Annotated in this window: 19 protein-coding genes; 7 read left to right on the forward strand and 12 right to left on the reverse strand. The window is 52.5% G+C overall.

From position 1 onward, the window contains the following. Window positions 1-74 precede the first annotated feature (74 nt). Window positions 75-3,524 (forward strand): ABC transporter ATP-binding protein/permease, encoded by a 3,450-nt coding sequence (locus JI75_RS06680; RefSeq protein WP_039689714.1) that lies wholly within the window; start codon window positions 75-77, stop codon window positions 3,522-3,524. Window positions 3,525-3,529: 5 nt separating this feature from the next. Here JI75_RS06680 and JI75_RS06685 read toward each other — a convergent pair whose 3' ends face one another. Then, window positions 3,530-4,711, reverse strand: coding sequence for a pyridoxal phosphate-dependent aminotransferase (locus tag JI75_RS06685; protein ID WP_039689716.1), 1,182 nt, complete (start codon window positions 4,709-4,711; stop codon window positions 3,530-3,532). A gap of 109 nt (window positions 4,712-4,820) precedes the next feature. After that, window positions 4,821-5,282: a universal stress protein gene (locus tag JI75_RS06690; RefSeq protein ID WP_039689718.1), complete on the reverse strand. Its 462-nt coding sequence runs from the start codon at window positions 5,280-5,282 to the stop codon at window positions 4,821-4,823. 276 nt (window positions 5,283-5,558) lie between these two features. Between JI75_RS06690 and JI75_RS06695 the strand changes: the two genes are divergently transcribed. Continuing rightward, window positions 5,559-5,975, forward strand: a complete 417-nt coding sequence (locus JI75_RS06695) for a PaaI family thioesterase (RefSeq protein WP_039689720.1) — start codon at window positions 5,559-5,561, stop codon at window positions 5,973-5,975. 115 nt (window positions 5,976-6,090) lie between these two features. On the opposite strand, the gene JI75_RS06700 is transcribed toward JI75_RS06695, so the two are convergent. Further along, a complete protein-coding gene (locus JI75_RS06700; protein ID WP_240993148.1) occupies window positions 6,091-7,449 on the reverse strand; it encodes an MFS transporter in 1,359 nt (452 codons plus the stop codon). A gap of 161 nt (window positions 7,450-7,610) precedes the next feature. Beyond that, complete coding sequence (locus JI75_RS06705; protein ID WP_240993149.1) at window positions 7,611-8,804, reverse strand: acyl-CoA dehydrogenase family protein; 1,194 nt, start codon at window positions 8,802-8,804, stop codon at window positions 7,611-7,613. A 351-nt stretch (window positions 8,805-9,155) separates the two neighbouring features. Here JI75_RS06705 and JI75_RS06710 point away from each other — a divergent pair, with 351 nt between their 5' ends. Next, window positions 9,156-10,466, forward strand: coding sequence for a CaiB/BaiF CoA transferase family protein (locus tag JI75_RS06710; protein ID WP_039689723.1), 1,311 nt, complete (start codon window positions 9,156-9,158; stop codon window positions 10,464-10,466). Window positions 10,467-10,556: 90 nt separating this feature from the next. Here the strand turns inward: JI75_RS06710 and JI75_RS06715 are convergent, their stop codons facing one another. From JI75_RS06715 to JI75_RS06730, 4 genes are all read right to left on the reverse strand, one after another. Next, window positions 10,557-11,321: an SDR family NAD(P)-dependent oxidoreductase gene (locus tag JI75_RS06715; protein WP_039689725.1), complete on the reverse strand. Its 765-nt coding sequence runs from the start codon at window positions 11,319-11,321 to the stop codon at window positions 10,557-10,559. Window positions 11,322-11,332: 11 nt separating this feature from the next. Continuing rightward, the gene (locus JI75_RS06720; RefSeq protein WP_039689727.1) at window positions 11,333-11,905 is read right to left on the reverse strand and encodes a hypothetical protein; all 573 of its coding nucleotides are present in this window, start codon (window positions 11,903-11,905) and stop codon (window positions 11,333-11,335) included. A gap of 57 nt (window positions 11,906-11,962) precedes the next feature. Beyond that, window positions 11,963-13,423: an MFS transporter gene (locus JI75_RS06725; RefSeq protein ID WP_144299282.1), complete on the reverse strand. Its 1,461-nt coding sequence runs from the start codon at window positions 13,421-13,423 to the stop codon at window positions 11,963-11,965. Window positions 13,424-13,563: 140 nt separating this feature from the next. Continuing rightward, window positions 13,564-14,442 (reverse strand): enoyl-CoA hydratase/isomerase family protein, encoded by an 879-nt coding sequence (locus JI75_RS06730; RefSeq protein ID WP_039689731.1) that lies wholly within the window; start codon window positions 14,440-14,442, stop codon window positions 13,564-13,566. 238 nt (window positions 14,443-14,680) lie between these two features. On the opposite strand from JI75_RS06730, the gene JI75_RS06735 reads away from it, so the two are divergent. The 4 genes from JI75_RS06735 to JI75_RS09095 all read left to right on the forward strand — a co-directional run bounded on the left by JI75_RS06735 (window position 14,681) and on the right by JI75_RS09095 (window position 19,217). Beyond that, window positions 14,681-15,892 (forward strand): acyl-CoA dehydrogenase family protein, encoded by a 1,212-nt coding sequence (locus JI75_RS06735; protein WP_039689733.1) that lies wholly within the window; start codon window positions 14,681-14,683, stop codon window positions 15,890-15,892. Window positions 15,893-16,204: 312 nt separating this feature from the next. Beyond that, a complete protein-coding gene (locus tag JI75_RS06740) occupies window positions 16,205-17,854 on the forward strand; it encodes an AMP-binding protein (RefSeq protein WP_039689736.1) in 1,650 nt (549 codons plus the stop codon). 9 nt (window positions 17,855-17,863) lie between these two features. Next, on the forward strand, window positions 17,864-18,430 hold the full coding sequence (locus tag JI75_RS09090) for a hypothetical protein (RefSeq protein ID WP_144299283.1): 567 nt from the start codon (window positions 17,864-17,866) through the stop codon (window positions 18,428-18,430). A 19-nt stretch (window positions 18,431-18,449) separates the two neighbouring features. Then, a complete protein-coding gene (locus JI75_RS09095) occupies window positions 18,450-19,217 on the forward strand; it encodes a phage tail protein (protein WP_144299284.1) in 768 nt (255 codons plus the stop codon). Here the strand turns inward: JI75_RS09095 and JI75_RS06745 are convergent. The 4 genes from JI75_RS06745 to JI75_RS06755 all read right to left on the reverse strand — a co-directional run bounded on the left by JI75_RS06745 (window position 19,198) and on the right by JI75_RS06755 (window position 24,316). Then, a complete protein-coding gene (locus JI75_RS06745) occupies window positions 19,198-20,019 on the reverse strand; it encodes an MBL fold metallo-hydrolase (protein ID WP_144299285.1) in 822 nt (273 codons plus the stop codon). The genes JI75_RS09095 and JI75_RS06745 overlap by 20 nt on opposite strands. Then, entirely contained in the window at window positions 19,988-20,836 is an 849-nt protein-coding gene (locus tag JI75_RS09100; protein WP_144299286.1) for an NUDIX hydrolase, read from the reverse strand. The genes JI75_RS06745 and JI75_RS09100 overlap by 32 nt, the downstream gene beginning before the upstream one ends. A gap of 66 nt (window positions 20,837-20,902) precedes the next feature. Continuing rightward, window positions 20,903-22,087 (reverse strand): acyl-CoA dehydrogenase family protein, encoded by a 1,185-nt coding sequence (locus tag JI75_RS06750; protein ID WP_039689740.1) that lies wholly within the window; start codon window positions 22,085-22,087, stop codon window positions 20,903-20,905. Window positions 22,088-22,174: 87 nt separating this feature from the next. Further along, entirely contained in the window at window positions 22,175-24,316 is a 2,142-nt protein-coding gene (locus tag JI75_RS06755; protein WP_240993150.1) for an oxidoreductase, read from the reverse strand. Window positions 24,317-24,567 lie beyond the last annotated feature (251 nt).

Below are 24,567 nucleotides of genomic sequence, written 5' to 3' on the forward strand. Positions count from 1 at the left end.
CGAGCGCACCGCCGCCTCCTATCGGGGTAGTGTGCAAACTGACGCTTTCCATCGCCCGAGCGAACGAGGGGCCCATGCTTCAGATCACCAACATCAGCAAGTCCTACACCACCGGCAGCTTCACCCAAAAGGCCCTCGACGACGTATCGATATCGTTTCGCGACAACGAGTTCGTCGCCATCCTGGGCCCGTCCGGATCGGGCAAGACCACGCTGCTGAACATCCTGGGAGGCCTTGACGCTTACGATTCGGGCGACCTGATCATCGAGGGCATCTCGACCAAGGAGTACAAGGATCGCGATTGGGACGCGTACCGAAACAACCGCATCGGGTTCGTGTTCCAGGCGTACAACCTCATTCCCCACCAAACCGTGCTGGCCAACGTCGAGCTGGCGCTCACCCTGTCGGGCGTGTCGAAGGCCGAACGCAGGAAGCGCGCCGTCGAAGCGCTCGAGCGCGTGGGGCTGAAAGACCACGTGAACAAGAAACCCAGCCAGCTTTCGGGCGGGCAGATGCAGCGCGTCGCCATCGCGCGCGCCCTCATCAACGACCCCGAGATCCTGCTCGCCGACGAGCCGACCGGGGCCCTCGACTCGAAAACCAGCGTGCAGATCATGGACCTTCTCACCGAGATCGCCCGCGACCGCCTGGTGGTCATGGTCACGCACAATCCCGAACTGGCCGAACAATACGCTACGCGCATCGTCAACCTCGCCGACGGAACGATTCGCAGCGACAGCATGCCCTATCGTCCCACCGAAAGCGAAATCGCGGCCGCCCACGGCAAGAAGGCCGTCAAGACCTCGATGTCTTTCCTCACCGCTCTGTCTCTTTCGTTCAACAACCTCATGACCAAAAAAGGGCGCACCATCATGACCGCGTTCGCCGGATCCATCGGGATCATCGGCATCGCGGCCATCCTCTCTTTGGCAAACGGCGTGAACGACTACATCGCCGACGTCGAAGAGCAGACCCTGTCCGAATACCCGCTGACGATCGCCAAAACCGGCATGGACCTCAGCGCGATGCTGGGAGCAGGCAGCGGATCCGACGACGAAAGCTCTTCCTCCCCTGTTTCTCTGACGGGAAGCGGCGCCTCCGCATCCGATGCGAAAGCGGGATCCACCGACGAGAACGCAAGCCCGTCCGATGGCGGGGACGTGAAAGAGCTCGGGGCCCTCAACCGCATGTTCTCGAGCGTGAACACCAACGACCTCGCCTCTTTGAAGACGTTTCTTGACGGAAACGGCGGCAACGTCAACGAATACGTGAACCTCATCGAATACGACTACGGGATCAAGCCCCTCGTGTTCAGCGGCAACACCGAATCGGGCGCCCGTCAGGTCAACCCGGACGTCACCATGACGAAGCTTGCGGGCTACGACCCCTCGTCGCCCGGCGCATCGATGGGAGGCCTCCTTTCCAGCAGCATGACCTCGTACGATGCGTTCGCCCAGCTTCCCAGCAACCCCGATCTGTACGAGAAGAACTACAACGTGCTGGCAGGACGCTGGCCCTCTTCCTATAACGAGCTGGTTTTGGTGGTCAACAGCAACGAGCAGGTCAGCGACCTTTTGCTGTACAGCATGGGACTGAAGGACCCGGAAAAGCTCGACGAGATGGCCGAGGCGTTCGGCAGAGGCGAAAACGTCGACACCGACCAGGCATCCGGCGGATTCTCGTTCGAAGAGCTGATGTCGCCCACGTTCAAGGCGGTCGATCGCACGAAGCTGTACGAGCGAAACGACGACTACGGCACGTGGGTCGACAAGTCAGACGATGCCGACTACATGAAATCGCTCGTGGAAAGCTCCGATGATCTGCGCATCGTCGGGGTCGTCCAGGCAGATCCCGATGCCAACGGGACCGCGCTGCCCCCCAGCAGGCTGTACTACACGCCCGCGCTGCGCGACCGCCTCATCGACCAGGCCTCCCAGTCCGGCATCGTCAAACAGCAGCTGGAAGAGCCCGACACCAACGTGTTCACCGGAAGGGACTTCGACGACGAAGCCGCCGACAGCAAGGGCGACTTCGACATGTCGTCGCTGTTCACCATCGATCAGCAGGCCCTTTCCCAGGCGTTCAGCTTCAACCCCTCAGCGCTGAGCAACCTGTCGTTTGACAACGCGGCGCTCTCCGGGTTCGACATGACGTCTATGCCCTCGTCCGATCTTTCCCTCGACCTGTCGAGCATCGACTGGTCGGGAATGAACCTCTCGAGCGTCGACCTATCCAACGTCGATTTGTCCAGCGTCGACCTGAGCGACCTTGCATCGAGCTTCCCCCAGCTGGGAGAGGCGCTCTCGCAGCTCGATTACGCGTCCATCCTCAAGGCGGCGAACGGCGCTTTGGGAACCAGCGCATCCAACGACATCGCCCAAACCGCCTCGCGCATCATACAGGGCTTCCCCGTATACCTCTCCGCGCACCCGTCCGCGACCATCGGCGACTACCTGGCCGAACCTTCCGTCCAAACCCAGATCAACCAGGTTGTTTCCACCGTCGCGAACAACGAGGCCGTTCAGAAGGCGGTGTCGGACGAAGTGCAGCGCCAGCTGAGCGCGAAGCTGTCCGCACAGGACATCGATGCCGTGAGCAAGGCCGTCCAGCAGCGCATCGCAAAGGCCATTTCGTCCCAGATCGGAGCTCAACTGGCCGGATCGATGTCTCAGTCGCTTTCTGCCGGGCTGCAGAAATCCCTCCAGGGATACATCTCCCAGATGATGACCGCGCTCTCTTCGCAGATCTCGTCTGCGGTCGGAAGCTACATGGGGCAGCTCAGCTCGTCGCTGTCCAGCGCAATGAACGTCAGCCCCGAAGCGTTTGCCAAGGCTTTCCAGTTCAACATGGATCAAGACGAACTCACCCGGCTTCTGACCTCGATGATGACGACGAAAAAAGCCAGCTACGAGGACAACCTGAAGACGCTGGGATACGCCGACTACGCCAAACCCGAGCAGATCAGCCTGTATCCCAAAGACTTCAACAGCAAGGAGAAAGTGGTCGGCATCCTCGATACCTACAACGCCGATGCGAAGGCCGCCGGAGACGATGACCGCGTCGTCACCTACACCGACCTTGTCGGGGCCCTGATGAGTTCGGTCACGACCATCATCGACATGATCAGCTACGTGCTGATAGCGTTCGTGTCCATCTCGCTGGTGGTGTCGTCCATCATGATCGGCGTCATCACGTACATCTCGGTGCTCGAGCGACGCAAGGAGATCGGCATCCTGCGCTCCATCGGCGCGAGCAAGCGCAACGTGAGCGATATCTTCAATGCCGAAACGGTCATCGAGGGCCTGATCGCGGGCATCATGGGAGTCGGCGTCACCGCCCTTGCCTGCATTCCGGTGAACGCCGTCGTGAACTCGCTGTTCAACGTTGCCCAGGTGGCGATCCTCCCCTGGCAGGCCGCCGTGGTGCTGGTGGCCATCAGCGTGCTGCTCACGTTCATCGCCGGCCTCATACCCGCATCGCGAGCATCGAAGGCCGACCCCGTGGAAGCGCTGCGCAGCGAGTAGGCCCCCTAAGCGCCGTAACTTTCCTTCAGCGCCCTCCATGCCTTCATGGAGTTCCTGATGGAGGTCTCGGACACGCAGTAGCTCACGCGCACCCATCCGCTGCACCCGAAACTATCGGACGCCACCAAAAGGAGGTCGTGCTCCTTGGCGCGGTCGCTGAACGCCTGGGCGTCTTCTTCAAGGGCCTTCACCCACAGGTAGAACGCGCCGTCGGGGGAAACGTAGCGGTATCCCAGCTCGTCAAGGCCGGCGGTCAGCAGGTCGCGGTTGCTGCGGTACGCCTCCACGTTCGCAGGCAGATCGACGCACGTCTCGATGACCTTCTGGAACATCACCGGGGCGCACACGTAGCCCAGCGACCGATGGGCGCCCGCAACGGCGTCTGCCACATCATCGGCGCGCTCCATGCGGCTGGAGGTGAACACGTAGCCGATGCGCTCGCCGGGAAGCGAGAGGCTCTTCGCCCAGGAGTAGCACACGATGGTGTCGCGGTAGAAATTCGCCGTGAACGGGACGGGGTCGCCGTAGCACAGCTCGCGATACGGCTCGTCGCTGAGGAGGTAGATAGGGTGGCCGTACTCGCGCTCGCGGGATTCCAGCAAATCGGATAGGCGCTCGATGCAGTCCTGCGTGTACACCGTCCCCACCGGATTGTTCGGCGAGTTGACGATGACCAGCGCCGTGTTGGGGTTCACGGCTTGCGCCAGCGCCTCGATGTCAAGCTGGAAATCGTCGGCGCGCGTGGGCACCTCGACGCAGATGCAGCCCGCCGTCTCTATGAGCATGCGGTATTCGGGGAAATACGGCGCGTTGACGATCACTTCCTCGCCGGGGCGCGCTACGGCGCAGATGACGCTTTTCACCCCCGCCATAGCGCCCGTGGTCATGTAGATGTGACGGGGATCGGCCTCGATGCCGAAACGCTCGCGCAGGTTCCGCGCCACGGCAGCGCGCGTGGCGGGCAGTCCCGATGCGGGAGAATAGCCGTGCAGGGCCGCCGGATCCTGCTCGATCAGCTCGCGCATGCGCTCGCGGATCGCTTCGGGCGCGGGAATGCTGGGGTTTCCGATGCTGAAGTCGAACACGTTCTCCTCGCCAACCACCTTCTTTCGCTCGAAACCGTAGTTGAAAAGCTGACGGATGGGTGACGGCGCACGGCCAAGATCGAGCATCGTCTGGTTGATCATGGAACGCTCCTTCATCTCGCGAAAAAGCCCGCTGACGACGCGCGGCTCGGCCGGGGTCGTCAGCGGGCGCAGCAGTCTGGCAGATGTTGTGCCTACAGCTTAAATCAGCCTACAGCTTCACGCTGTCGTGATGCTCGGGTTTAACAACCAAGACGTCACATTTAATGTTGCGGATGAGATAGGTGGACACGCTGCCCACGAACGCGTACTTCAGGTTCGATAGGCCGCGGGCGCCGCAGATCACCAGATCGGGCTCGAAGGGTTCGATGAGGCTCTCTGCGAGCGTATCGGTGATGCGGCCGGCATGCACCTTCAAATCGACCGACACGATATTGGGGTCTTCTTTGGCTTCTGCGAGGATGGCGGCAAGATCGTGCTCCAGGTTCTTCTTGCCGTCTTCGCACAGCGCCGCGAAATCGATCCCGTTCGCTTCGTAGGGAACCGAGTCGATGACATGTCCGAACAGCAATTCCGCCCCGCTGTTGTGCGCAACCTGGACCGCACGGCGCGCAACAGCTTCCTGGGTCGACCCTCCGTCCAATGCTGCGAAGATTCGAGCGTACTGAGCCATTTTTCCTCCTCAGTCGGATGTAACAGACTAGGTCGGAAGCGCGTTGCCGCTTGCGATCTGACCCAATTGTAACGCAACCTGCAATCAATGGGTTCTCACGAAAGGATTAATGGAGATGCAGGGCGCCTTTCTTCTTTCCCCGTTTTAGAGCTAGAAGTCGGTCTTGTTACTCAAAGAATCAGTTCTGATGGTCGCAAACCATCGGGCCAGATAAGTAGCAGAAAACAATAGCTACAATCTAATAAACCGTTTAGAGACTTTGAAGGAAGGAAGCTTATGGCATTTGTAGAAAACCTTGGAATTGAATTCACAGTCGACAGAAAGGATCGCGTTGAAGGGGTTATGCCCATAAACCCCGATGTCTACCAACCGCATGGTTACCTTCACGGGGGCGCGACCATCGCGTTTCTCGAATCGCTAGCAAGTCGCGGGTCTGAAAACAACACGGATTTCGCGAATGAACTCCCCTTTGGAATCGATGTCCATATCCGCCACAAGAAGAGCGGTAAAGACGGTCTGCTGCACGGAGTAGCAACCCTCGACAGGCAAGAAGGGATCAAGCAGTTCTGGAAGTGCACGGCATACGACGATCTCGGAGACGTGATCTCAGAAGGAGAGATCATGGTGAAAATCGTTCCTCTCTCACGCCTCGCCGAAAAGGCCCGGGAAAGAGAGGCCGCGCGTAACGCCTAAGGGTCAATTCGGTTTTCCCGAAAGCGCATCAACTTCTAACGATGCCCAAGAAATCAGCTAGCAACAAAAAACGGGGCCCGCTTTTGAAGCGGGCCCCGTTCTCATGCGCTGATCCTTATTCGGTCCAGCGATCCACAATGCTCTTCTGCTTACCGAAGCAATACAGGCCGATCAGGAGAACCACAACCAACATCGAAATGCCCGCGATGAATACACCCGTAAAGCCAAATACCGACTGCTGAATACCCGCCCAAATCAAAGCAGCGAAGGAAGCAACGAGGTTGAAGACCGAACTGATGCGAGAATAGATCAGAGAGTACTCCCTCGTCCCAAAGATTTGACGAACCATTATGGGGACAAGGGTTACAGCGGTCGCATACATAAAACCGAACACGAATGCGCCAGAATACAGCAGATACTCGGAAGCAAATCCAAACCAGCAGAGCAGAATTCCGACGACGCCACAGGTAAACGCAAACAGCAGTGTGCCGCGAGCATTCTTATCGGCAAGTCCACCGAGAGTAACCTTAGCAATGGCTTGACCAACCATCATGACGGTGGCCATCACACCGCCAACCACAACCACATCAAACGGCGCATCGGTAAGCGACCGAGCATACGAGGGGAACTGCATCGCAATAAGAATAGCGATGTTAATCAAGCCAGCAAACAGACATATTGCATAAAAGACTGGGGACTTCATCGCATCTTTGACGCTCAGTCCACGAGGTTTCGCCGAAGCTCCTCCCGAATTCGAGCTAGCACCATAGGGAAGCAGACCAACATCCTGGGGCCGGGTACGCACGGCAAGCAAGGTAAAGGGAAGCGACGTAGCCAATGCGATAAACGCCCAAATGCGATAGATATCGTGGAAGTCCATACCGCTCGAAACAAGGGCCGTAAACACCGCATTCCAAACGGCTCCACCGACGCCAGTCATGCACATGCAAATACCGATGAAGAAACCACCACGCTCTACAAACCAGTTGTTGATCAGCGTGGGAACAGCAAGCCAGAGAAGAACAACCTCGCCAACACCAAGCAGAATGCCCGCGGCGTAAAACCACTCGATAGTCGGAGCAAGACTCATCAAGAAAAATGCCCCTCCGACCAAACATGCGCACACGCTAAGAAGGATACGAGCATCGACGGTTTGAAGAAGCTTGCCGGCGAAAGGCGAAGCAACGGTCATCGCAAGGTACATGATTGTTACATAAAGCGCGAACGCCGTCTTCTCAATGCCCAGCGACCCAGCAACAACCGGCTGGAAGGAACCCCATGTAGAGAAGCAGAGCGCCGAACAGCCAAAAGTAATCATAACGCCCGTGACGACAATGAGCATATGGCGGATGCTCATCCTCTCCTTTGCACCTGTTGCTCCCAAAAGAACCTCCTTAACCCAGGTTTGCAGGACTTTTCCCCTTTTCCCACAAACTCTTACATTGGGCTGATTATCTAATGGATCGTCGTGCAAATTACACGGGCAATACTATGTTAATGACCTTTTTTACTACACATATATTTATTTTTGGGGTGTTAAGAATAATTCGCCTCTCCTGGTTTTTATAATAAATCGGAGAGGCGAATTACAAATATACTCAGATATAATTTTTTGTTGGCTAGTCTATATAGGTCTTACTCTGAAGCGCTTGCGAGGTACTTCTCGATGATAAGGGGAGCGGCAATGCGAACCATAATCTGATCCGTTCCCTCTGCAATCTGGTTCCCTCTGCAGTCTCGCCAAATCCGAGAGACCCGAGCCATCTCGGTATAGCCCATTCCGCCAAGGATCTGCATGGCATCACTCGCCACCTCTGTTGCTGCCCTGGGAATAAACCTCTTAGCCAAGGCAACGCGAAGCCGACGATCGGATTCGTTGTTATCGATTGCTGCCGCAGCTCGATAGAGCAAAGACTTCATTGATTCAACTTTGATCTCCATATCGGTAAGCATTTGACCGATTTGCTGGAAATCCCCTACTTTCCTACCGAAACGCTCTCTTTGTGACGCTCGGACGGCATCCTCCATGGCCGCGCGGGCAAGTCCAACGCATGTAGAGCAAATCAACAGACGGCCGCTCTCAAGAAGACGGAAAAGGGTCTGGAACTTCGACCTGTCAACATCGAGCCTCCATGCGGGATCAAGCTCAACATTCGTGAACTTCATAGAGGCCAGAGGGATCATCGCCTGGCCTACCTTCTCAATGGGGTAAGCCCGCATCCCAGAGAGATTGCTGGGGATGAGCCATAACGTCAGATGAGGATATCTGCTCGGAGTCTTATTGTCTTTGTCAATCGCTGCCACCAGGACCGACGAAGCATACTCGCCATTGAAAACGTAAGATTTGTCCCCGTTTAGAACGATTTTCCCGTCAACGGTTTCCACGGATGTCTCCATAGCCATGGTATCCGATCCGGAATCCATATCTGAAATGGCCGTAGCAAACATTACCCGTGCCGTTCTCTGATACTCGTCGAGATGCTTTTCGAATAGCTCTCCCGTTGAAAAGTCCTCCAAAAGCTGAAGATTGAAAAGCTCGTGCTGGAACGGCAGTGTAGTTCCAGCACGATACGACAGCTCATCTAATATGATGCAACGTGATGTAAGGTCAAAAAACTTAAAATAATTCTGCGTCCGCAAATTTCGAGACCTGAAAAGAACCTCTACAAAGTCCCGTACAACTTCGTCGGGCAACCCCTGCCCGAGGCACCACTGCTTAACATTCTCTGGGGAAAAATGGCGCTCTGCCATTTGAGAAAAGACGTCCCTCAGCTGTCGCTGATCATCGCTCAACCTATAATCCATCTTCGCCTCCACAAACCGTTTCATTGCTATTTAATCGTACTCACGAAACGTTCAGCCCATTTTAGAGTTTCCGTCCACCTTGAATCAGGGGAATCGCATCTCAGTTGAATTGACGATAGCCCGAACATAGTTCAGCACCGCTCGCTTTATCTACACCCAAAACCTCCCAACTGTGTATGATACAAACACCATTTAGATTTATATGTCCCAAAAAATACCTAGAAGTAGGATTGTTTATCTCTATATATCATTCTATCTATTTTTATTGATATACGTTTTCTTAAATTTGACCATAGATTGGATAAGACCCTGATGTGATTATTTACTTAGTTTAGAGAACCAACCGATAACAATGGAGACAAGAGAGGAATAGCTATGCTAACTACCGAAGCGCTTAACGGCTACGGACCTCTGAATGGGGTAAAAGTCGTTGAACTCTGCGAATGGGTTGCGGCGCCCGCTGCGGTGAGGATTCTGTCCGAAATGGGTGCTCAAATCATGAAGGTTGAGCCCATCTGGGGGGATGCTCAACGTACGCAGGGACCCGGTTTTGGATGCGAGCAGACTGAGGTAGAGGATCCGACCATCGACCTCAACAACACTAACAAAAACTGGATATCCCTCAACCTTAAGGACCCCGAGGCTCTCGAGGTTATGCACAAGCTCCTCGCGGAAGCGGATGTGTTCATCAATAACTGGCGCGATAAGGCTCTGGTGAAAATGGGGCTTGACTACGCCTCCTTAAAGGAAAAGTACCCGCGATTGATCTGGGCTCAGATGCGCGGATACGGAGAGTATGGACCCGAAAAGGATACTCCCGGCTTTGATGCGGTGTGCTGGGCCGCCCGAGGCGGCGTTGCCAACGTCTTCCGCGAGGATGGGCAATCCCCCGCCATTCCTCCCCAGGCTTTTGGTGACTACAACGCCGCCTCGATCATGGCTGGCGGCATTACCGCCGCTCTGTTCAATCGCACTCGAACCAACAAGGGAGACAAGGTCGTCTGCAACCTCTATGGCGCGGCGATCTGGGGTGGCAACATCGGCGTCATGGCCACTCAGTTTGGCGCTCCGTACCCCAAATCGAGGACTCGCGTTCCAAACCCCTTCAACAACACCTATCGGACGAAAGACGAAAAGTGGATGCTCATTTGCATGCCGCAGTACGATAAGTACTACAACATGATGATGGAGATAACTGGCCTCAACGAGCACATTGACCAGCCCGACACCTGCAATCTCCCCGCACTTAAAGCATCCGGGAAACAGCCGGAGGTCATTGGATGGCTCAGTGACGCTTTCGTCACCAAAACCTTCGAAGAGTGGGACGAGATCCTTCGCGAACACGAAGTTCCTCATCAGAAGTGCTTCCGGTATACCGACATCATCAAAGACGAGGAAGCGTACGATAACGATTCTCTCCGTTGGGTCGAGTACGATGCCTTCGGAAAGAAAGCGCTTCCCATGTCCCCCCTCCGCTTTGACAGCGCAGGCGATCCGCCGATCGTTTTGTCTAAGCCCGTCGGGTACCATACTGCCGAGATCATGTCCGGACTCGGATACACCGACGAACAGATCAAGACCATGGATGAATCGGGGGCTGTCAAGGTTTGGCACGGAGAAGAGTGCCCAGACGTGATCTTCAGGTCGAAGCGACAGGAAGCTGGAGAGGCTCCTTGCAACTGGTAAGTTGTAATCAGATTCACGCAGCGATGCATAAGAAGCGCCTCGGAATACCGAGGCGCTTCTTTGATGCGAGCAATGTCCCTAATGCAAACTTTAATGCAGAAGCCATCCACCCTCGACATAAATAGTTTGACCTGTAAGGTAAGAGGCATCGTCGCTTGCAAGGAAGAGCACGGTATTGGCCACCTCTTCCTTTCTGCCACGACGCCCCAAAGGAACGGTGGCGTTGTATGCTTCTTCAGCGCCGGCCTTTTTGTAAAAGGATTCGTTAAGGGCTGTGGGGATACTCCCAGGGCCTACAGCGTTAACTCGAATACCATACTTGCCAACTTCAAGCGCAAAAGTCTCCGTAGCTGACTTAACCCCGGCCTTTGCAATGTTGTAAACAGCACACCCAGGTCGACTCCGTGCAGCATTAATGGAAGAAATATTGACGATCGCTCCCGGCGTACCCGCTTCTATGTGGTAACGACAAAACCACTGCGAGGCAAAGAAAACTGATTTTAGATCGGTATCGAGAACCTTATCCCATTGCCGCTCGTCAACCGAAAGAACGTCTCCCCGATCCCATATCCCGGCATTATTCACCAAGATATCGAAACCACAAAAACGATCAACGACCTCCTGAAACAGCCGGTATACTTGTTCGGGTTTAGACACGTCGGCTACACCCGAGAAAATACGCTCGGAATCGGCGCCTATCGGATTTCTCTCCAAGCGCTTTAAACCCTCTTCGGAGCGGCTGTTGGTAACGACGGTTCCTCCGCACTCGTAAAACCTCTGTGCAATGCTTTTCCCTATGCCCTGATCGGATCCGGTTACCACTATCACTTTGCCAGTAAAGTCGTATGAATTCATAAATCCTCCTTTCACTTTGAGAATTTTGAAGGCGTGAGACCCGGCCTCTCGGCAATCACACGCACGATGATGAGCCAATGAAGAATCGAAAGCAGAAAGACAAGGCCGGTGAAGGGATCAACGAGCTGCACGTTAAACCATAAGTAAACGTTCCACGCAAAAGACAAAGCGACCTGAATCAACATACAGCGCCGCACAGCAAGCAGCGAATCGTTATCGTAAAGCCAGTTGAAGCCTCTATGGCTTATAAACACGCTAGTCAGCCCGAGCACGAATACAACCAAAGCCTCGCATCGCATAAGCAAGGCGAGGTTCAACCCCTTATACGCGGCCCCTCCATGCATGCTGAAATCGCGCGTATCGTAATCCTGTCCTTGAAATAACGCTAATACCACCAACACAACGGCAACCACTACGAATATGTAACCGATTATCAGAATGATATCGAGAAGACGATGCTCAGCGGTTCTCATGGGAGTCATGGGATAGCCGTCATCACCTATCCTCAAGCCATCATCACCGTAAAGAACTTCGCCTTCCGCCGGGATAACGAGATCATCTTTTTTCGGGTTCCTTTTACTCATACGACCGATCTCCCATTAGGGCCCCATTTCAGCCACATAATCCGGGGTTCATCAGATTCACAGCACGCCAGCATTGATCTCTTCAAGAGTCTTGCCGTGCGTTTCGTAACCAAAAATAGCCGTGATAACGACAGCTGCAACAGCAATGCCAGCCGAAACGAGATACACACCCGTTACGTTACCTTGCGCAATAAAGAATGCGATCCAGTAGGGGCTGATAACACCGGCGATACGACCAATGGCGTTGCAAAAACCAGTTCCTCGGGTGCGACACTGAGTCGGAAAAGGCTCAGGAAGGTACACAGCTGAAGCAGCCACCGACCAGCAATAAGTGCACATGCAGAGTAAAAATCCGACCACCATTATCAAAACCGTCTGGTCAGCGGGGATCTGAGACCAGATCAAACCAGCAAAGCCAACGATAGTAAGCGTCACGCAAATGAACGGTTTGCGTTTAAATTTCTCCACGATCAAGCTCATCAAAAAGACTCCGCATGGGATTCCGCATTGCATAACAGCAGTCATGGCAACTGAATAGGTAACATCGAAACCACGCGACACAAAAATAGTAGGGGTCCAGGTGACCACGGTATAAACGCAGACGTTCATTGCAAACATAAGTGCAACACCCGTTAGCGTACGACCAAGCATTTTCTTCGAAAACAAGAACCTCCATCCAAGCTGCTTAACCTCATGCTTAGAAGCAGCCTGTTCGATAATCTCGTCAGCAACGGGATGAATTTGCACGCCCTTAGCAATAAGCCTTTGTTCGTATCTATCAAGCAAAGCCCCAGCTTCATCAAATCGCTGTTTAGAGGCGAGCCAACGAGGGGACTCGTCAAGATACCTGACGCACAGAATCAAAGCGATAAGGGCAAGAATACCTGCAAAAATAAAAACAGCCCTCCAACCCACAATGGGAAGCAGAACCATACTAATGAAAGCAGCCACAGGGGTACCGCTATTTGCAAGTAAGCCAACGTAAGCCTGCCATTTTCCGCGTACCTTCGGCGGAGTGAATTCACTGAGCGCAGAATAGGCTGCGGGGTAAGCCCCGCCCAGACCGAGGCCCATAACGAAACGACAAACGATGAGAAAACACATATCGGGCGCAAATGCGCCAACAAAGCACCCTCCGCAAAACAGGGCTGTTAGGAATAAAATCGATTTACGGCGACCTAACGCATCTGCAATTGTTCCGGCAAGCAAGCTCCCGAAAAAGTACCCTGCCATAGTAGTAGATACAAACAGTGCATTTAAGCCCGAATCCGACCAACCGCTTGCAAGCAGCTGAGCGATAACAGGACCACCAATGTTCATATCGATTGAATCACAGAATACGACGCCGCCCAAAAGGAACAACATCTTTTTCTGCATATCGCTAATAGGCAAGCGATCGAGACGAGCGGCAATACCATGGTATGAGCATTGCAAGCCGGAAGAACAGGCCTGATCCACCCCATCGATTCGAGCATTGATTTGACTATCGGCCGACATATCTTCACCCTTCCCTTCCAACAAATGGAACCTTCCCAAAGCGGCGGCCAGGAAATGGAAAACGAACGTCGCGTGATACTGCAGGAGGTCGAGAGCACAAGCTCACGACCTCCTTTGAAAAACACGCCGGCGGATAAAGTTTTTGCAATCCGTCCAGTTGCTTACATGTTGCGGAAAGAATACTTCTCCGGATTAGCCTTCACGTCTTCCCGATTCTTGGGGTTCATTTTCAGAGTTCCCATAATTCCATCGTTGGTGTTGGACGCGAGAACCTGGTTACGATTCTCCATTCGGATAACGTTCTCAAAGCTGGTTCCATCAAGGGATGCCTGCAGGCATTCCTTGGTCAGCCTCAATCCGAATGGAGCGGTAGCTGCGCAAATTTCCTCGGCAAGGGCAATTGCGGTATCGAGGCAATCCTCATCCGGAACAAGCCTATTTGCAAACCCCCAGTCAAACAATTCTTTCGCATCATGGCGAGCGGGGTTCATCAAGATCTCGGCAGCACGGGCATATCCGACAATCTTGGGGAGGAAAAACGCGCCGCCCATATCGGTTCCGGTGTAACCAATAGACAGGTAGCCGGCATTCATCTTGAACGACTCACCCAGAACGCGCATATCGCAAGCGCAGGAAATAGAGAGGCCGCCACCGACAGCGTAACCCTTAAGCGCGCCGATGATCGGCTGCTCACAGCGACGCATGTTTACGATCTGATCCGAGCACATACGTTGCATAACGTAAAAGTCACGCTGGATGCGACCCATGTCCTCAGGAGGATCAAGCGCGAGATCATTCAGATTAAAGCCCGCACAGAACGACTTGCCCTCTCCCGTAAGAACGATAACCCGACACTCATGATCCATACGGACCTTGATCAAAAAGTCGTTAAACTCAGCCATCTGATGGTACGACATAGCGTTCAGGTTTCCCGCGTCGTTGAACTTGCAGACGTATACCGGTCCACGCTTCTCGATGATCAGCTTCTCGTAATCGTACTCGAACACGGGAAGATGATAGCTCTCCTGATAAACGCTCATCCCTACTCCTTCTCACTCGCTCAGATATAAAACCACTGACTTCATTCTAGATTGCCATTTTTTACTTAACGATGGACAAGATAGAAATATTGATGGCTTATATTGACTTCTTTTTATTTTTTTTAACAACTAAAATTAGTATACCGATTAATTTACGGTCATTAATTAATTATTGGCCATAAAAATACATCGCTTGAAATTAAGGATTAGAAACATTGGAAGGGTGTAAGGGGGATATATGAGCAAGCTCTCAAAAGAGGAGTTCAAGGAGTATCTTCGCTCCATACGCGAAGTGACCGAAGGACCGTTTGAGGAACTCCAAAAACAGGTCGAGGTAACTAATAAGTTCCCTGAAGAGTTCTTTGATCTTGCGCGCGAACACAATCTTTATAGATATGCCCTACCCGAAGAATTCGGTGGATGGGGCTTCACGGAAAAAGAAATCCTCCAGGTTCAAGAAGAGTTCTCCCGCGGACCAGGCGGAATGCGCATGCATCTTCACTATGCAGCCGATCTGAATTGGCGAATCCTAAACGACTATGGTTGCGAAGAGCTGCGCCAGGAATACATGCCTAAGTTTTGCGACAAAAGCGTCTTCACCAACTTCGCGCTCACCGAAAAAACCGGTGGTACGGGCGCCGATCTCCACTCTACTGCAATAAAAAACTCCGAGGGCAACTACGTGCTCAATGGCGAGAAATGGCTTATCTCTCACACCGACTGCTCTCAGTTCTCGTACGTTATTGCGGTGACCGATCCGAGTAAAAAGGGTGACGAAAGGTTGTCCGCATTCTTCGTCCCTATGGATAAGCCCGGATTCGAGCTCATTCCCATGCCGCACATGATGGGATGCCGGGGCGCTGGACATGCCGGCCTGCGGTTCACCAATGTGATCTTGGAGCCAAAATACCTGCTCGGAGAAGAAGGGCAGGGAATGGAGATTGCTATGCACTCCTTAGCTATTTCGCGAGTTCACATCGCGGACTCTAATCTTGGTATGGCCCAAAAAATGCTCGAGATGTCTATACAGCGAGCACACGACCGGGTCACCTTCGGAAAGCCCATCGCCGAACGCCAAGCCATAAAAATGAAAATCGCAAACATGGCCACTGTGATCCACGCGCTACGGACCATGTGCATAGATTTTGCCGACGACTATGATCGGGACCCGCATGGACCTTGCATCAATGAAAAGGCAGCGATGTGCAAACTTTTCTCCATTGATGCCGTAAGAACAGTGTCAGACGAAATGCTAGAAATATTCGGTGGCGATGGTTACTTCGAGGATTCTCCGTATGGACCGACCGAACGCCTGTACCGAGACTGTCGCGCCCTATGGCTCGAAGAGGGCGCCCCTTCTGTTCAGCGCATCACCATTACGCGCGATGCTTACAAGAATGGCGGGAGGCTGCTTTACCAGGACTGGATTGCTGGAGGAGATCTCTCCTGAGGAAAAGCCTACCCACCTTCCAGAACTTTGTGGCATCAGGGGGCTCATAAGGGGACGATTTCGCATTAATAACCGTTAACCAAAACGGGAAATAAAGGTACTCTTACCGCAATCGAAAAGGAAGGTCTCAAGCTCGGAATTGCTGCAACTGGGGATAGCGCTCGAGCTGGAAGACGTTCGAAAAGAAAAAGTACAGAATCGGGAAGCCGCTCTTTTCCGGGAGAAAGACCCGCTTCCCGATCAAACCCACCGTACAACGACATACCTCAACAGAAGCTTAGTCTGCGGATTACTTTGGAAAAGGGGACAATCGTGATCACCGACCTACGCATTCTGGATGAACTCAAGAAGAAGTACTACGACGCTGGATTCTGGTCTCACGATACGATCGAATCGGTCTGGACCAAACAAGTAGATCGATATTCGGACAAACCCTACGTAAAAGACAACTACATCTCGCACTCCTACGCCGAAGTGGACGAGATGGCTGGAAAGCTTGCAGCATGGTTGACTGAAGTTGGGGTCCGTAACGGCGATGTTGTGACCTTCCAAATGCCTACGTGGGCTGAGTTTTGCGTGGTTTACGTTGCAGCGCTCAAAGTCGGTGCGGTCATGCATCCGCTTCCCAAAAACTTTAACGACGAAGACCTTGTTCGTGCCATGAATCTAGTGGAATCGGTTGCTTTTATTTGCCCGACCTTCGAACACAAAACCGATTATGAAAACCAGGCCCTTTTGATAAAGGACCGCATTCCTTCACTACGAGCTATCGCCGTAATCGACAAGCTGCAGCCCGCAAAAAGCTCTCTCCCCACGCTTTCATCGATCGTCGGTAAATATGATCCTATCAAACCAGGTAAGAGCGGGGCTCTATCCGATGATGTAGCCTGCATTCTCTCAACTTCCGGAACAACGGGAATACCGAAAGCCGTCCTGCTTACGCATAACAACATCCTCTTCTCTGAGCGCTCCATGGTAAATGGATTCCACTTAACTGAAAACGATATTGCGTACATGGCCTCGCCACTAAATCACGCCACGGGTTTTTTCCACGGGCTTATAGCTCCTATGATTTCAGGGGGAACGTGCGTTCTAGACGAGCGATTCGTGGCCGACAAGGCAATCGATCGGATAAACTCCGAGAAATGCACGTGGTCAATGGCTGCAACTCCCTTCATATACGACCTGCTTACATGCATGTCAAAAACGGATAAACGAGCCGAAACCCTCAAGCTGTTTATGTGCGGGGGTGCCCCGCTCCCATCAACCTTGGTGCAATGCGCATATCATTACGGAATAACTTTATGCGAGATCTATGGTTCGACAGAAAGCTGCCCCCATGCTTTCGTCCCGCCTGAAAAGTGCCTTGATTGGAGCGGCGCGTGGTCGGGAATCCCCTTTGATGGAATCGAAGTAAAAGTCGCCAACAACGATGTCGAGGTTCCAAACGGAGAACAGGGAGAAGAACTATCGAGAGGGCCCCATTTGTTCGTTGGTTACTACAACAACGAAGGAGCCAATCAGCGAGCCCTAACCCCGGATGGGTGGTTCCGAAGCGGAGACCTTTGCTATCAAGACGATAAGGGTCGTATTCGTATCAATGGACGGAAAAAAGAGATCATTATCCGTGGCGGCGAAAATATCAGCGCCAACGAAATTGACGCTGCTCTAGTAGGTTGTCCGGGCATAACAGATCATGCAACTATCGGAATGCCCGACGACAGGCTTGGAGAGAGAATCTGCACATTCGTTGTCTGCTCAGAAGAATCCCCCGCAGTCCTCCCCTCTGTAAAAAGCCTAACAGAATACCTTGAGAGCAAGCACATTCAGAAAAGGCTGTGGCCAGAACGGGTAGAGGTCATCGGCTCCATCCCCAGAACTTCAACTGGAAAAACAAAGAGACATCTTCTCGCCGACGAGATCAAACGCCGCATGAAGATAGAGCAGGAAAGCGCTAAGTAAGTCACCAAGATGAGTCAGCAAAGCATCGCCCGAAGCTATACGACCCAGAAACCGCGCATAGCCGAGGGCGATCTTTCGTTCTTTCTGGATACCGATACAGATCGGGTGCTAATAGACCTGGGAAAAGCTACGATTTCAAACGCAGGCTGCTCCACCTGCGATGATCAAGTGTTCGAGCCTCCCTATCTCGTTTCCTCCGATAAGCAGCTAGAGGAAACTCCTTCGATTGAAGCGCTTCAATTTCTCGATCCACAGGAAGCAAAGATCGAGCTCGATTTTTCTATATCGGGAGGGTTTGACAACAACGCTATCACCGTTTCTTGGGCGCCCATTGAGCAAAAGAACCCCACGTGGGTTGCGCTAAGAACTTTCTCCGGATTCCAGATCAAGTATGTTAAATCGAAAGAAACGAAGGCTCTGACCTTTGCCTTGGCCGGAGAAGACGCTTACTGTTATTGTGGAGAGAATCCATGTCGTGAGTGTATTTTCAAGTGCAAATACGGTTTCGTTCTATACGCTTTGTTCGAAGAAGCTGGCTTAGTCAGATTACCCGTATCGCGCGTTCGATCACGATAGCATTTACGGGAGAAGAACTTTGCCTAGAATATATCGCCCAGTCATCGACGTTGACTGCCCTATAAAACCAGACGAGCACATAGCGGGCCTTGAAAGTATACCTGAACTGTTCGAAGGAACAGGTGATCTGCAAAGACGCTGTGATCATATAAAAAAGGAAATCGTATCGGCATCCAGTCCTTGTGGAACGTACAAGTTTTTCAATCCCGCACCGTGCACCCTTCCCCCCGACTATACCGAACCTGCAATAAAGCTAGTGGGAACGATGTCGGTGCTTCATGGCGAAGCGGTATACAACAAACTTCGCAAGGCAACCCACTGTGTGCTGATGGGAGCCTGTCTTGGACCTAGCTTCGATGAGGACGATTTAAAGAAAAAACTGGTGCACGACGAAATCGACGCTGCCATTTTCTCAAAAACGATCGAAGCCTTGGTTGCACACACAGCAAACGTTGTGAACGCTGAAATCGTGAAAAGTGCTCTCGAAGAGGGTTGTTACACCGATGACTACCTCGGATATTCTGAATCAAATGGTTTCCCACTTGAGTCTGTCTCTGACATCCTTTTCTACATGAAAGGCGAGGAGAGATTAGGCATGCATGTTACCGAAGAAGGGAAGCTTGGCTTATCTTGCCCCGGAACCATTGGAATCGTCGCGGTATTCGATCCCGACAAGGGTCCTAAGCGCTCCTGCGGCCTGTGCAAATTCAGGGACTTCTGTAGCATCCGCTCAATTGGAATGACGTGCCATGGAAAAACCGGAGCCTTTAAGAGAGAAGATACTTAACCTGTTTTTCAACGCTCCGCTTGGCAAATAGACGCAGGCGCTCATCTGGCAGATCGGAATACACCTTCTGCACGATAGCATCAGAATCGACAAGCCCATCCCTTTCGAGCAAAACCTTGATTTTGGTGAGCCTATCCTTCCTATGCTGTCTGTACTCCCGAATCCGAATAGACGCTCTTTCAGAATTCATTAGATCAAGATGACCCGGCAAAACCACCTTCACAAAGCCCTTTTCTAGCATCGCCTCGATTCGATCGAGGGTATCGAGGTAATCTGCAATGGAGCTATCTTCAGATCCCACAAAGCTCCATCCCTCCGAAAAAAGAACGTCTCCTGTGAAAAGAGCGCGCAACCCCGTAAGGTAATACCCCACCGAATCACTCGAATGCCCTGGGAGGGGGATAATCCTAATGAAGCCCTTCCCCAAGAAAGAATCGAGAGTTGCTTGGCTAAGCGTTCCGTTTCTCAATCCAAGGCAGGGAATATGCCAGACCTTGGAAAGGCGATTGCTTCCTCCAGCATGATCTCGGTGATCGTGAGTCAGAAGAATCACAGACGGATCAATTCGCTGATCAGCACACAATTGCTCTATGGCGCTCTGATGTCTCTGCTTGGAAACCGCCGGATCTATAATGCAGCACGAGTAGGTCGATCGATTGAAAACCACCCAGGTGTTCGTACCCGAAAACGACATAGCCGACGAATTGTCCGCTCTGACCAAGTACACACCCGGCAGCACCTCAAGAGGCTTTTCCGCCGCGACCGACAACCTAAACCTCCCCTTCGAGAACATAACCACCATCTTCGATGCGCACCGGACAAAGCATGGTGGTCCGCACTGATTTTCTACCCCTCATGAACGAATCCAGTCCATCGGCCGCCTTCATTGTTTTGAGGTTATAGACCGTAGGAGGCATCACTACAAGTTTTGAACCCTCCCAGCACTCCAAAACCCACTCTGGATCCAGCCATTCAGCCGAAACGGATTCCGAGCTAACCTTTTGAGCAGACTGACCTTCCGGCAATCGAGCTGAAAAGAAAAACGTGTCGTATCTTTTAGACGAAAACTCGGGAGTAGTCCAATGAGCCTGTGCTTTCAACAAGTCCGTACGAATCGTCAACCTGTGCTTTCTTAAAAAGCTGCTGAATGAAATCTCGTGAGATTCGACCTTCCCGCGATCAGCAATCCAACCTTGGTTTTCGGAGCACAACTCCCCTTTTCTTTCCGCAAGAAGAACACCCGTCTCTTCAAACAACTCGCGAATAGCCGCATAAACGACTTTCCCAGCCCGATGCGAATCAATGCCGAACAGCTTCCCCCATTCATCAGGAGAGGTGCCAGACCAGGAAACCCTGTGAATATCGTCACGATCGTCCACACTGCCTCCCGGAAAGACCATGGCGTCAGGAACGAAAGCCATGGTTTTGCACCGTCGCAACATAAAGGTCTCGATTTGGTTTCCGCCTTCTCTCCCCCGCACCAGCATCACCGTAGAGGCCGGCTTCGGTTTTACGGGTACACCACCATGTGTTTGAAACGCCTCTATCAGTTTTACTTGAGATTCACTGGCGTTAACCAGAACCTTTGAACCTGGTTCGATTGGAATATCTTTGATCATAGCTTTCACCTACAAAAAGAGGGACGAACCAAAGCTCGTCCCTCCATGGTTAAAAACCTCTCTTGATTAAATGGTCCACAGGAAATCGGGATCCGCAGCCGCCTTCTCGTAGTCCTTGAGGATGCCGCGACCTGCGATGTGAACCATAATCTCCACAGTGCCTCCACCGATCTGGAAACCACGGCAGTCGAGCATCAGACGGGAAACGCGGGTCTGGTCGGTATAGCCGAGACCGCCCATCAGTTGAAGCGCACGAGAGCAAACGTCGGTCAATGCAGGAGCTCCATAACGCTTCAGCAATGCAGCGTCGTTGTTGACCCAAATGCCGTTATCGAGCTTCCAGCAAGTCCGATAAAGGAAGTTTCGGGTGTTCGAAAGAGCGATCTGCATCTCGCAGATATGTTCCTGGACCAGCTGGAAGGATTTAATGCCCTTGCCAAACTGCAGACGCTCGGAAGTCCAAGCGCACGCATCGTCCATCGCAGCTTGAGCTTCACCCAAAAGCTCAGCCAAAAGAACGCAGCGCTCCCACTCGAAGTTCTTCATCAACTGCAGGAAGCCCTTGCCGGGAATACCGAGAGTCTGGTCCTCATCGATGACCACATCATCAAAGTGAACCATGGCAAAGGGCATGATCTGCATGCCGATCTTGTTCAAAGGCTCGATGGTCACGCCCTTGGCGTCAGCAGGAACAAGGTACATGGACATATTCTTGTTCTCGCGGGAAGGATCCTCGTCCTTGCACACAACGATAAAGCCGTCGGAATGCTCGCCCTGAGTAACCCAGGTCTTGGTGCCGTTAATGTGCACCTTGCCGTCGCCAGACTTGGTAGCGAGGCACGTCATGCCCTGGTTGTCAGATCCGGCGCCAGGCTCGGAAATCGCAAGGCAGTACGGAGGATAACCATTCTCCTTGTAGTAGTCCATTGCGTACTTGATCTGCTCGGGCGACCCGAACTCAACAACATCGAACATGATGAGCAGGTTCGGAGCCATCGGGATATTGCCGCCAGCGTGATTGAGCTCTTCGATAATCATCGCCATGGTGACATGGTCGACGGGAGTTCCACCGTACTCTTCCGGCAGACCGTACATGCCCCATCCGCTATCAACCCACGCTTTTGCAACCTTGGGGTCAATACCGCGATTCTTATAGCCCGCAGCGATAACTTCCTCGGTCAAGTTCTCTTTTGCCCACTCGCGGATACCACGCTTGATGCGCAGCTGCTCTTCTGTGTAGCCGAAATCCATTTCCTTATCCTCCTTCTAATAACCCTTATATATTCCTTGCACTATGTGCTAGAAACCTTTTTGATCTCCCGAAAGATCTCTCCCGAACTAGACAGCCATCGCCGCAACGAAGCCACCCTCGACAGCCTCGAGCGTTCGGAACACTTTCCCATCGGGGGTAGTGGCGTCTCCCAAAAGCTTTGCCTGCGGAAAATCGGCCTTGATCGAATCGAACAAATCGGTGTTAGCCTGCACTCCCAAACTCAGCAGAACCGTATCCACTTCAAGATTCTCAGTCTCACCCGTTTCAACATTTCGAATCGTCGCAACGCCCTTCTTGCTCACTTCGACAAGCTCGGTAAGAGGAAGCAGCCGCACGCCCTCTTTCTTCAGCTTTGCGATCTCCGGGTTTTTATCGATAATCCCGATCCCGTTACCCAACTTCTTTGCGGTATCGATGACGGTAATCTCTCGATTAGAATTCATAGCTCCCGCGGTCTCAAGTCCGGCAAATCCGCCTCCGACAACCAAGAGGCGCTTTCCAACAACAGCCGTGGGTCCGGAGGCCATGTTCAGACCCATGCGCATGAACCCAACCGTGCCCCCCTGTGCCTTGATAGCACTTACAGCGGCACGCCACAAAAGTCCCTTACCCTCGGGAACCTTTCCGGACACCATGTCCTTGATGTCCTGCGAAGAAACGACGTACTTCGAATCCCTGCCCGGGAAATCAAAGTCAATAACCCCGCCGCCAGGAGCAACGAAAACCTCGTCCGGATTCAACGACTTAATCAGATCAGCGGTTGCCTCGGTCTTGAGCATGAACGTAACGTTGTCGAAGCGTTTCATCTCGTTCTGCCAATACGAAACGTAGTTCTCAATTTTTTCATTCAGAACCTGCGCCATATTCAGCAAGCCGCCAATACGATCGCTGTGATCGATCACCGTAACTTTATGGCCGCGAATGGCCGCGACGCGCACTGCCTCAAGACCAGCAGGGCCCGCTCCAACGATAACGATATGCTTCTTTTCTTCCGCGGGCTTATCCTCGGGAAGGCCCAAATCGGAATGCATAACGTTCGCATTTACAGAGCATTGGCACGGTTTTCCAATGAAAATATTATCCAGGCAACGACTGCAAACGATGCACGATCTCACCAGCTCAGGATGGCCATCGGCAACCTTGTTCGGAATATCGGGGTCTGCGATAAAGGACCGCCCCATACCGACGAGGTCTCCGTACCCCTCAGAAATCACCTTTTCGCACATTTCCAGACCCGTGATTCGAGTTCCAGGGAAAACGGGGAGACTTGTGACGGTTTTTACTTGTTTTGCCAGGTCGATGAACTCACCTTCAGGAACCAAAGCATTTGCGACGGGGCGAGGTGCCTCATGGAAGCCAGCCTGAACCGACCAAGCGTCGACCCCATGCTCTTCCACTATGGGAATGATCTTCAGTGTGTCCTCAATGCGATTACCACCAGGCATCAAGTCGTCAGCAGATATTCGGACAATGATGGGCATATCCGCACCGCACGTACTGTGAATCTCGTCAACAATATCCGTAAGAAGCTTCGCGCGGCCCCGCTCGTCCCCACCATATTCATCGGTACGATGATTGGAGTACTTCGAAAGGAACCTCATCACCATATATCCGATTCCAGCATGAATCTCAATGATGTCTACGCCGGCCTTTTTGCAACGGAGCGCCGCTTGCCCGTACTGCTTCACAATCATGCGAATCTGTTCCACAGTCAGTTCAAACTCAGGCATGCCGACAAAGGGGCCGCTCATCACGTCGGCCGAGGGGGCATAGGAATGCATCTCGTCTTCACCGCTAGCCCTCCATTCATAGCAAAGCTGCAACTGAGCGGCAACTTTCGCACCGTACTGGTGGCAGGAGTCAGCTATGCGCTTATACCCCGGGATAAACTCGTCGTCCCAAGCTCCACAAGCGCCAGTAGTCGTATGGTATTTCGGGGTTGTATTAAAACAATCGCTCACATAGCAGGAGCCGATTTCGATCAAGCCAAGGCCGCCCTTAGCGCGCTGCTCATAGAAGTCTACGAGATCATCGCCGACGTGATAATTATCGACTTTCTCGATCGTCATAGGGAGCATGACGAATCGGTTTTTCAGCTCAACCTTACCGATAGAAATCGGATCAAGGAGATTACTGTATCTACTCACTTCTACCTCTTTCCCCCATTCATACCCACATTTTTTATTTTGTCCGTAATTCAATTGCACCTCATTTAAGGGTTCAGCATCTTTTAACCTGAAATAAACGGTCTGCAACTGAATCGATGGATATATTGTATGTAGTGTTGAAAGGGGAATCGAGGGACAAAAAATTATTTTTAGGTACTTTTATTCCCTACTTGCTTTCCTATAAATATATTATTCATTTATTTTTCCAGCTATTTTTCTCTTTTATTACCTATTTATTTATTTTTGACCTATACTTTTCTCACACTTTTCTTGATTTGATAGATGAAACA

It is taken from the genome of Berryella intestinalis, from assembly GCF_000814825.1.
Lineage (GTDB): Bacteria > Actinomycetota > Coriobacteriia > Coriobacteriales > Eggerthellaceae > Berryella > Berryella intestinalis.

Excerpts from the sequence above, each read along its gene's own strand:
- JI75_RS06680 (WP_039689714.1), top strand. The coding sequence starts at position 75 with ATGCTTCAGATCACCAACATCAGCAAGTCCTACACCACCGGCAGCTTC.
- JI75_RS06685 (WP_039689716.1), bottom strand. The coding sequence starts at position 4,711 with ATGATCAACCAGACGATGCTCGATCTTGGCCGTGCGCCGTCACCCATC.
- JI75_RS06690 (WP_039689718.1), bottom strand. The coding sequence starts at position 5,282 with ATGGCTCAGTACGCTCGAATCTTCGCAGCATTGGACGGAGGGTCGACC.
- JI75_RS06695 (WP_039689720.1), top strand. The coding sequence starts at position 5,559 with ATGGCATTTGTAGAAAACCTTGGAATTGAATTCACAGTCGACAGAAAG.
- JI75_RS06705 (WP_240993149.1), bottom strand. The coding sequence starts at position 8,804 with ATGAAACGGTTTGTGGAGGCGAAGATGGATTATAGGTTGAGCGATGAT.
- JI75_RS06710 (WP_039689723.1), top strand. The coding sequence starts at position 9,156 with ATGCTAACTACCGAAGCGCTTAACGGCTACGGACCTCTGAATGGGGTA.
- JI75_RS06715 (WP_039689725.1), bottom strand. The coding sequence starts at position 11,321 with ATGAATTCATACGACTTTACTGGCAAAGTGATAGTGGTAACCGGATCC.
- JI75_RS06720 (WP_039689727.1), bottom strand. The coding sequence starts at position 11,905 with ATGAGTAAAAGGAACCCGAAAAAAGATGATCTCGTTATCCCGGCGGAA.
- JI75_RS06730 (WP_039689731.1), bottom strand. The coding sequence starts at position 14,442 with ATGAGCGTTTATCAGGAGAGCTATCATCTTCCCGTGTTCGAGTACGAT.
- JI75_RS06735 (WP_039689733.1), top strand. The coding sequence starts at position 14,681 with ATGAGCAAGCTCTCAAAAGAGGAGTTCAAGGAGTATCTTCGCTCCATA.
- JI75_RS09090 (WP_144299283.1), top strand. The coding sequence starts at position 17,864 with ATGAGTCAGCAAAGCATCGCCCGAAGCTATACGACCCAGAAACCGCGC.
- JI75_RS06745 (WP_144299285.1), bottom strand. The coding sequence starts at position 20,019 with ATGGTGGTTATGTTCTCGAAGGGGAGGTTTAGGTTGTCGGTCGCGGCG.
- JI75_RS09100 (WP_144299286.1), bottom strand. The coding sequence starts at position 20,836 with ATGATCAAAGATATTCCAATCGAACCAGGTTCAAAGGTTCTGGTTAAC.
- JI75_RS06750 (WP_039689740.1), bottom strand. The coding sequence starts at position 22,087 with ATGGATTTCGGCTACACAGAAGAGCAGCTGCGCATCAAGCGTGGTATC.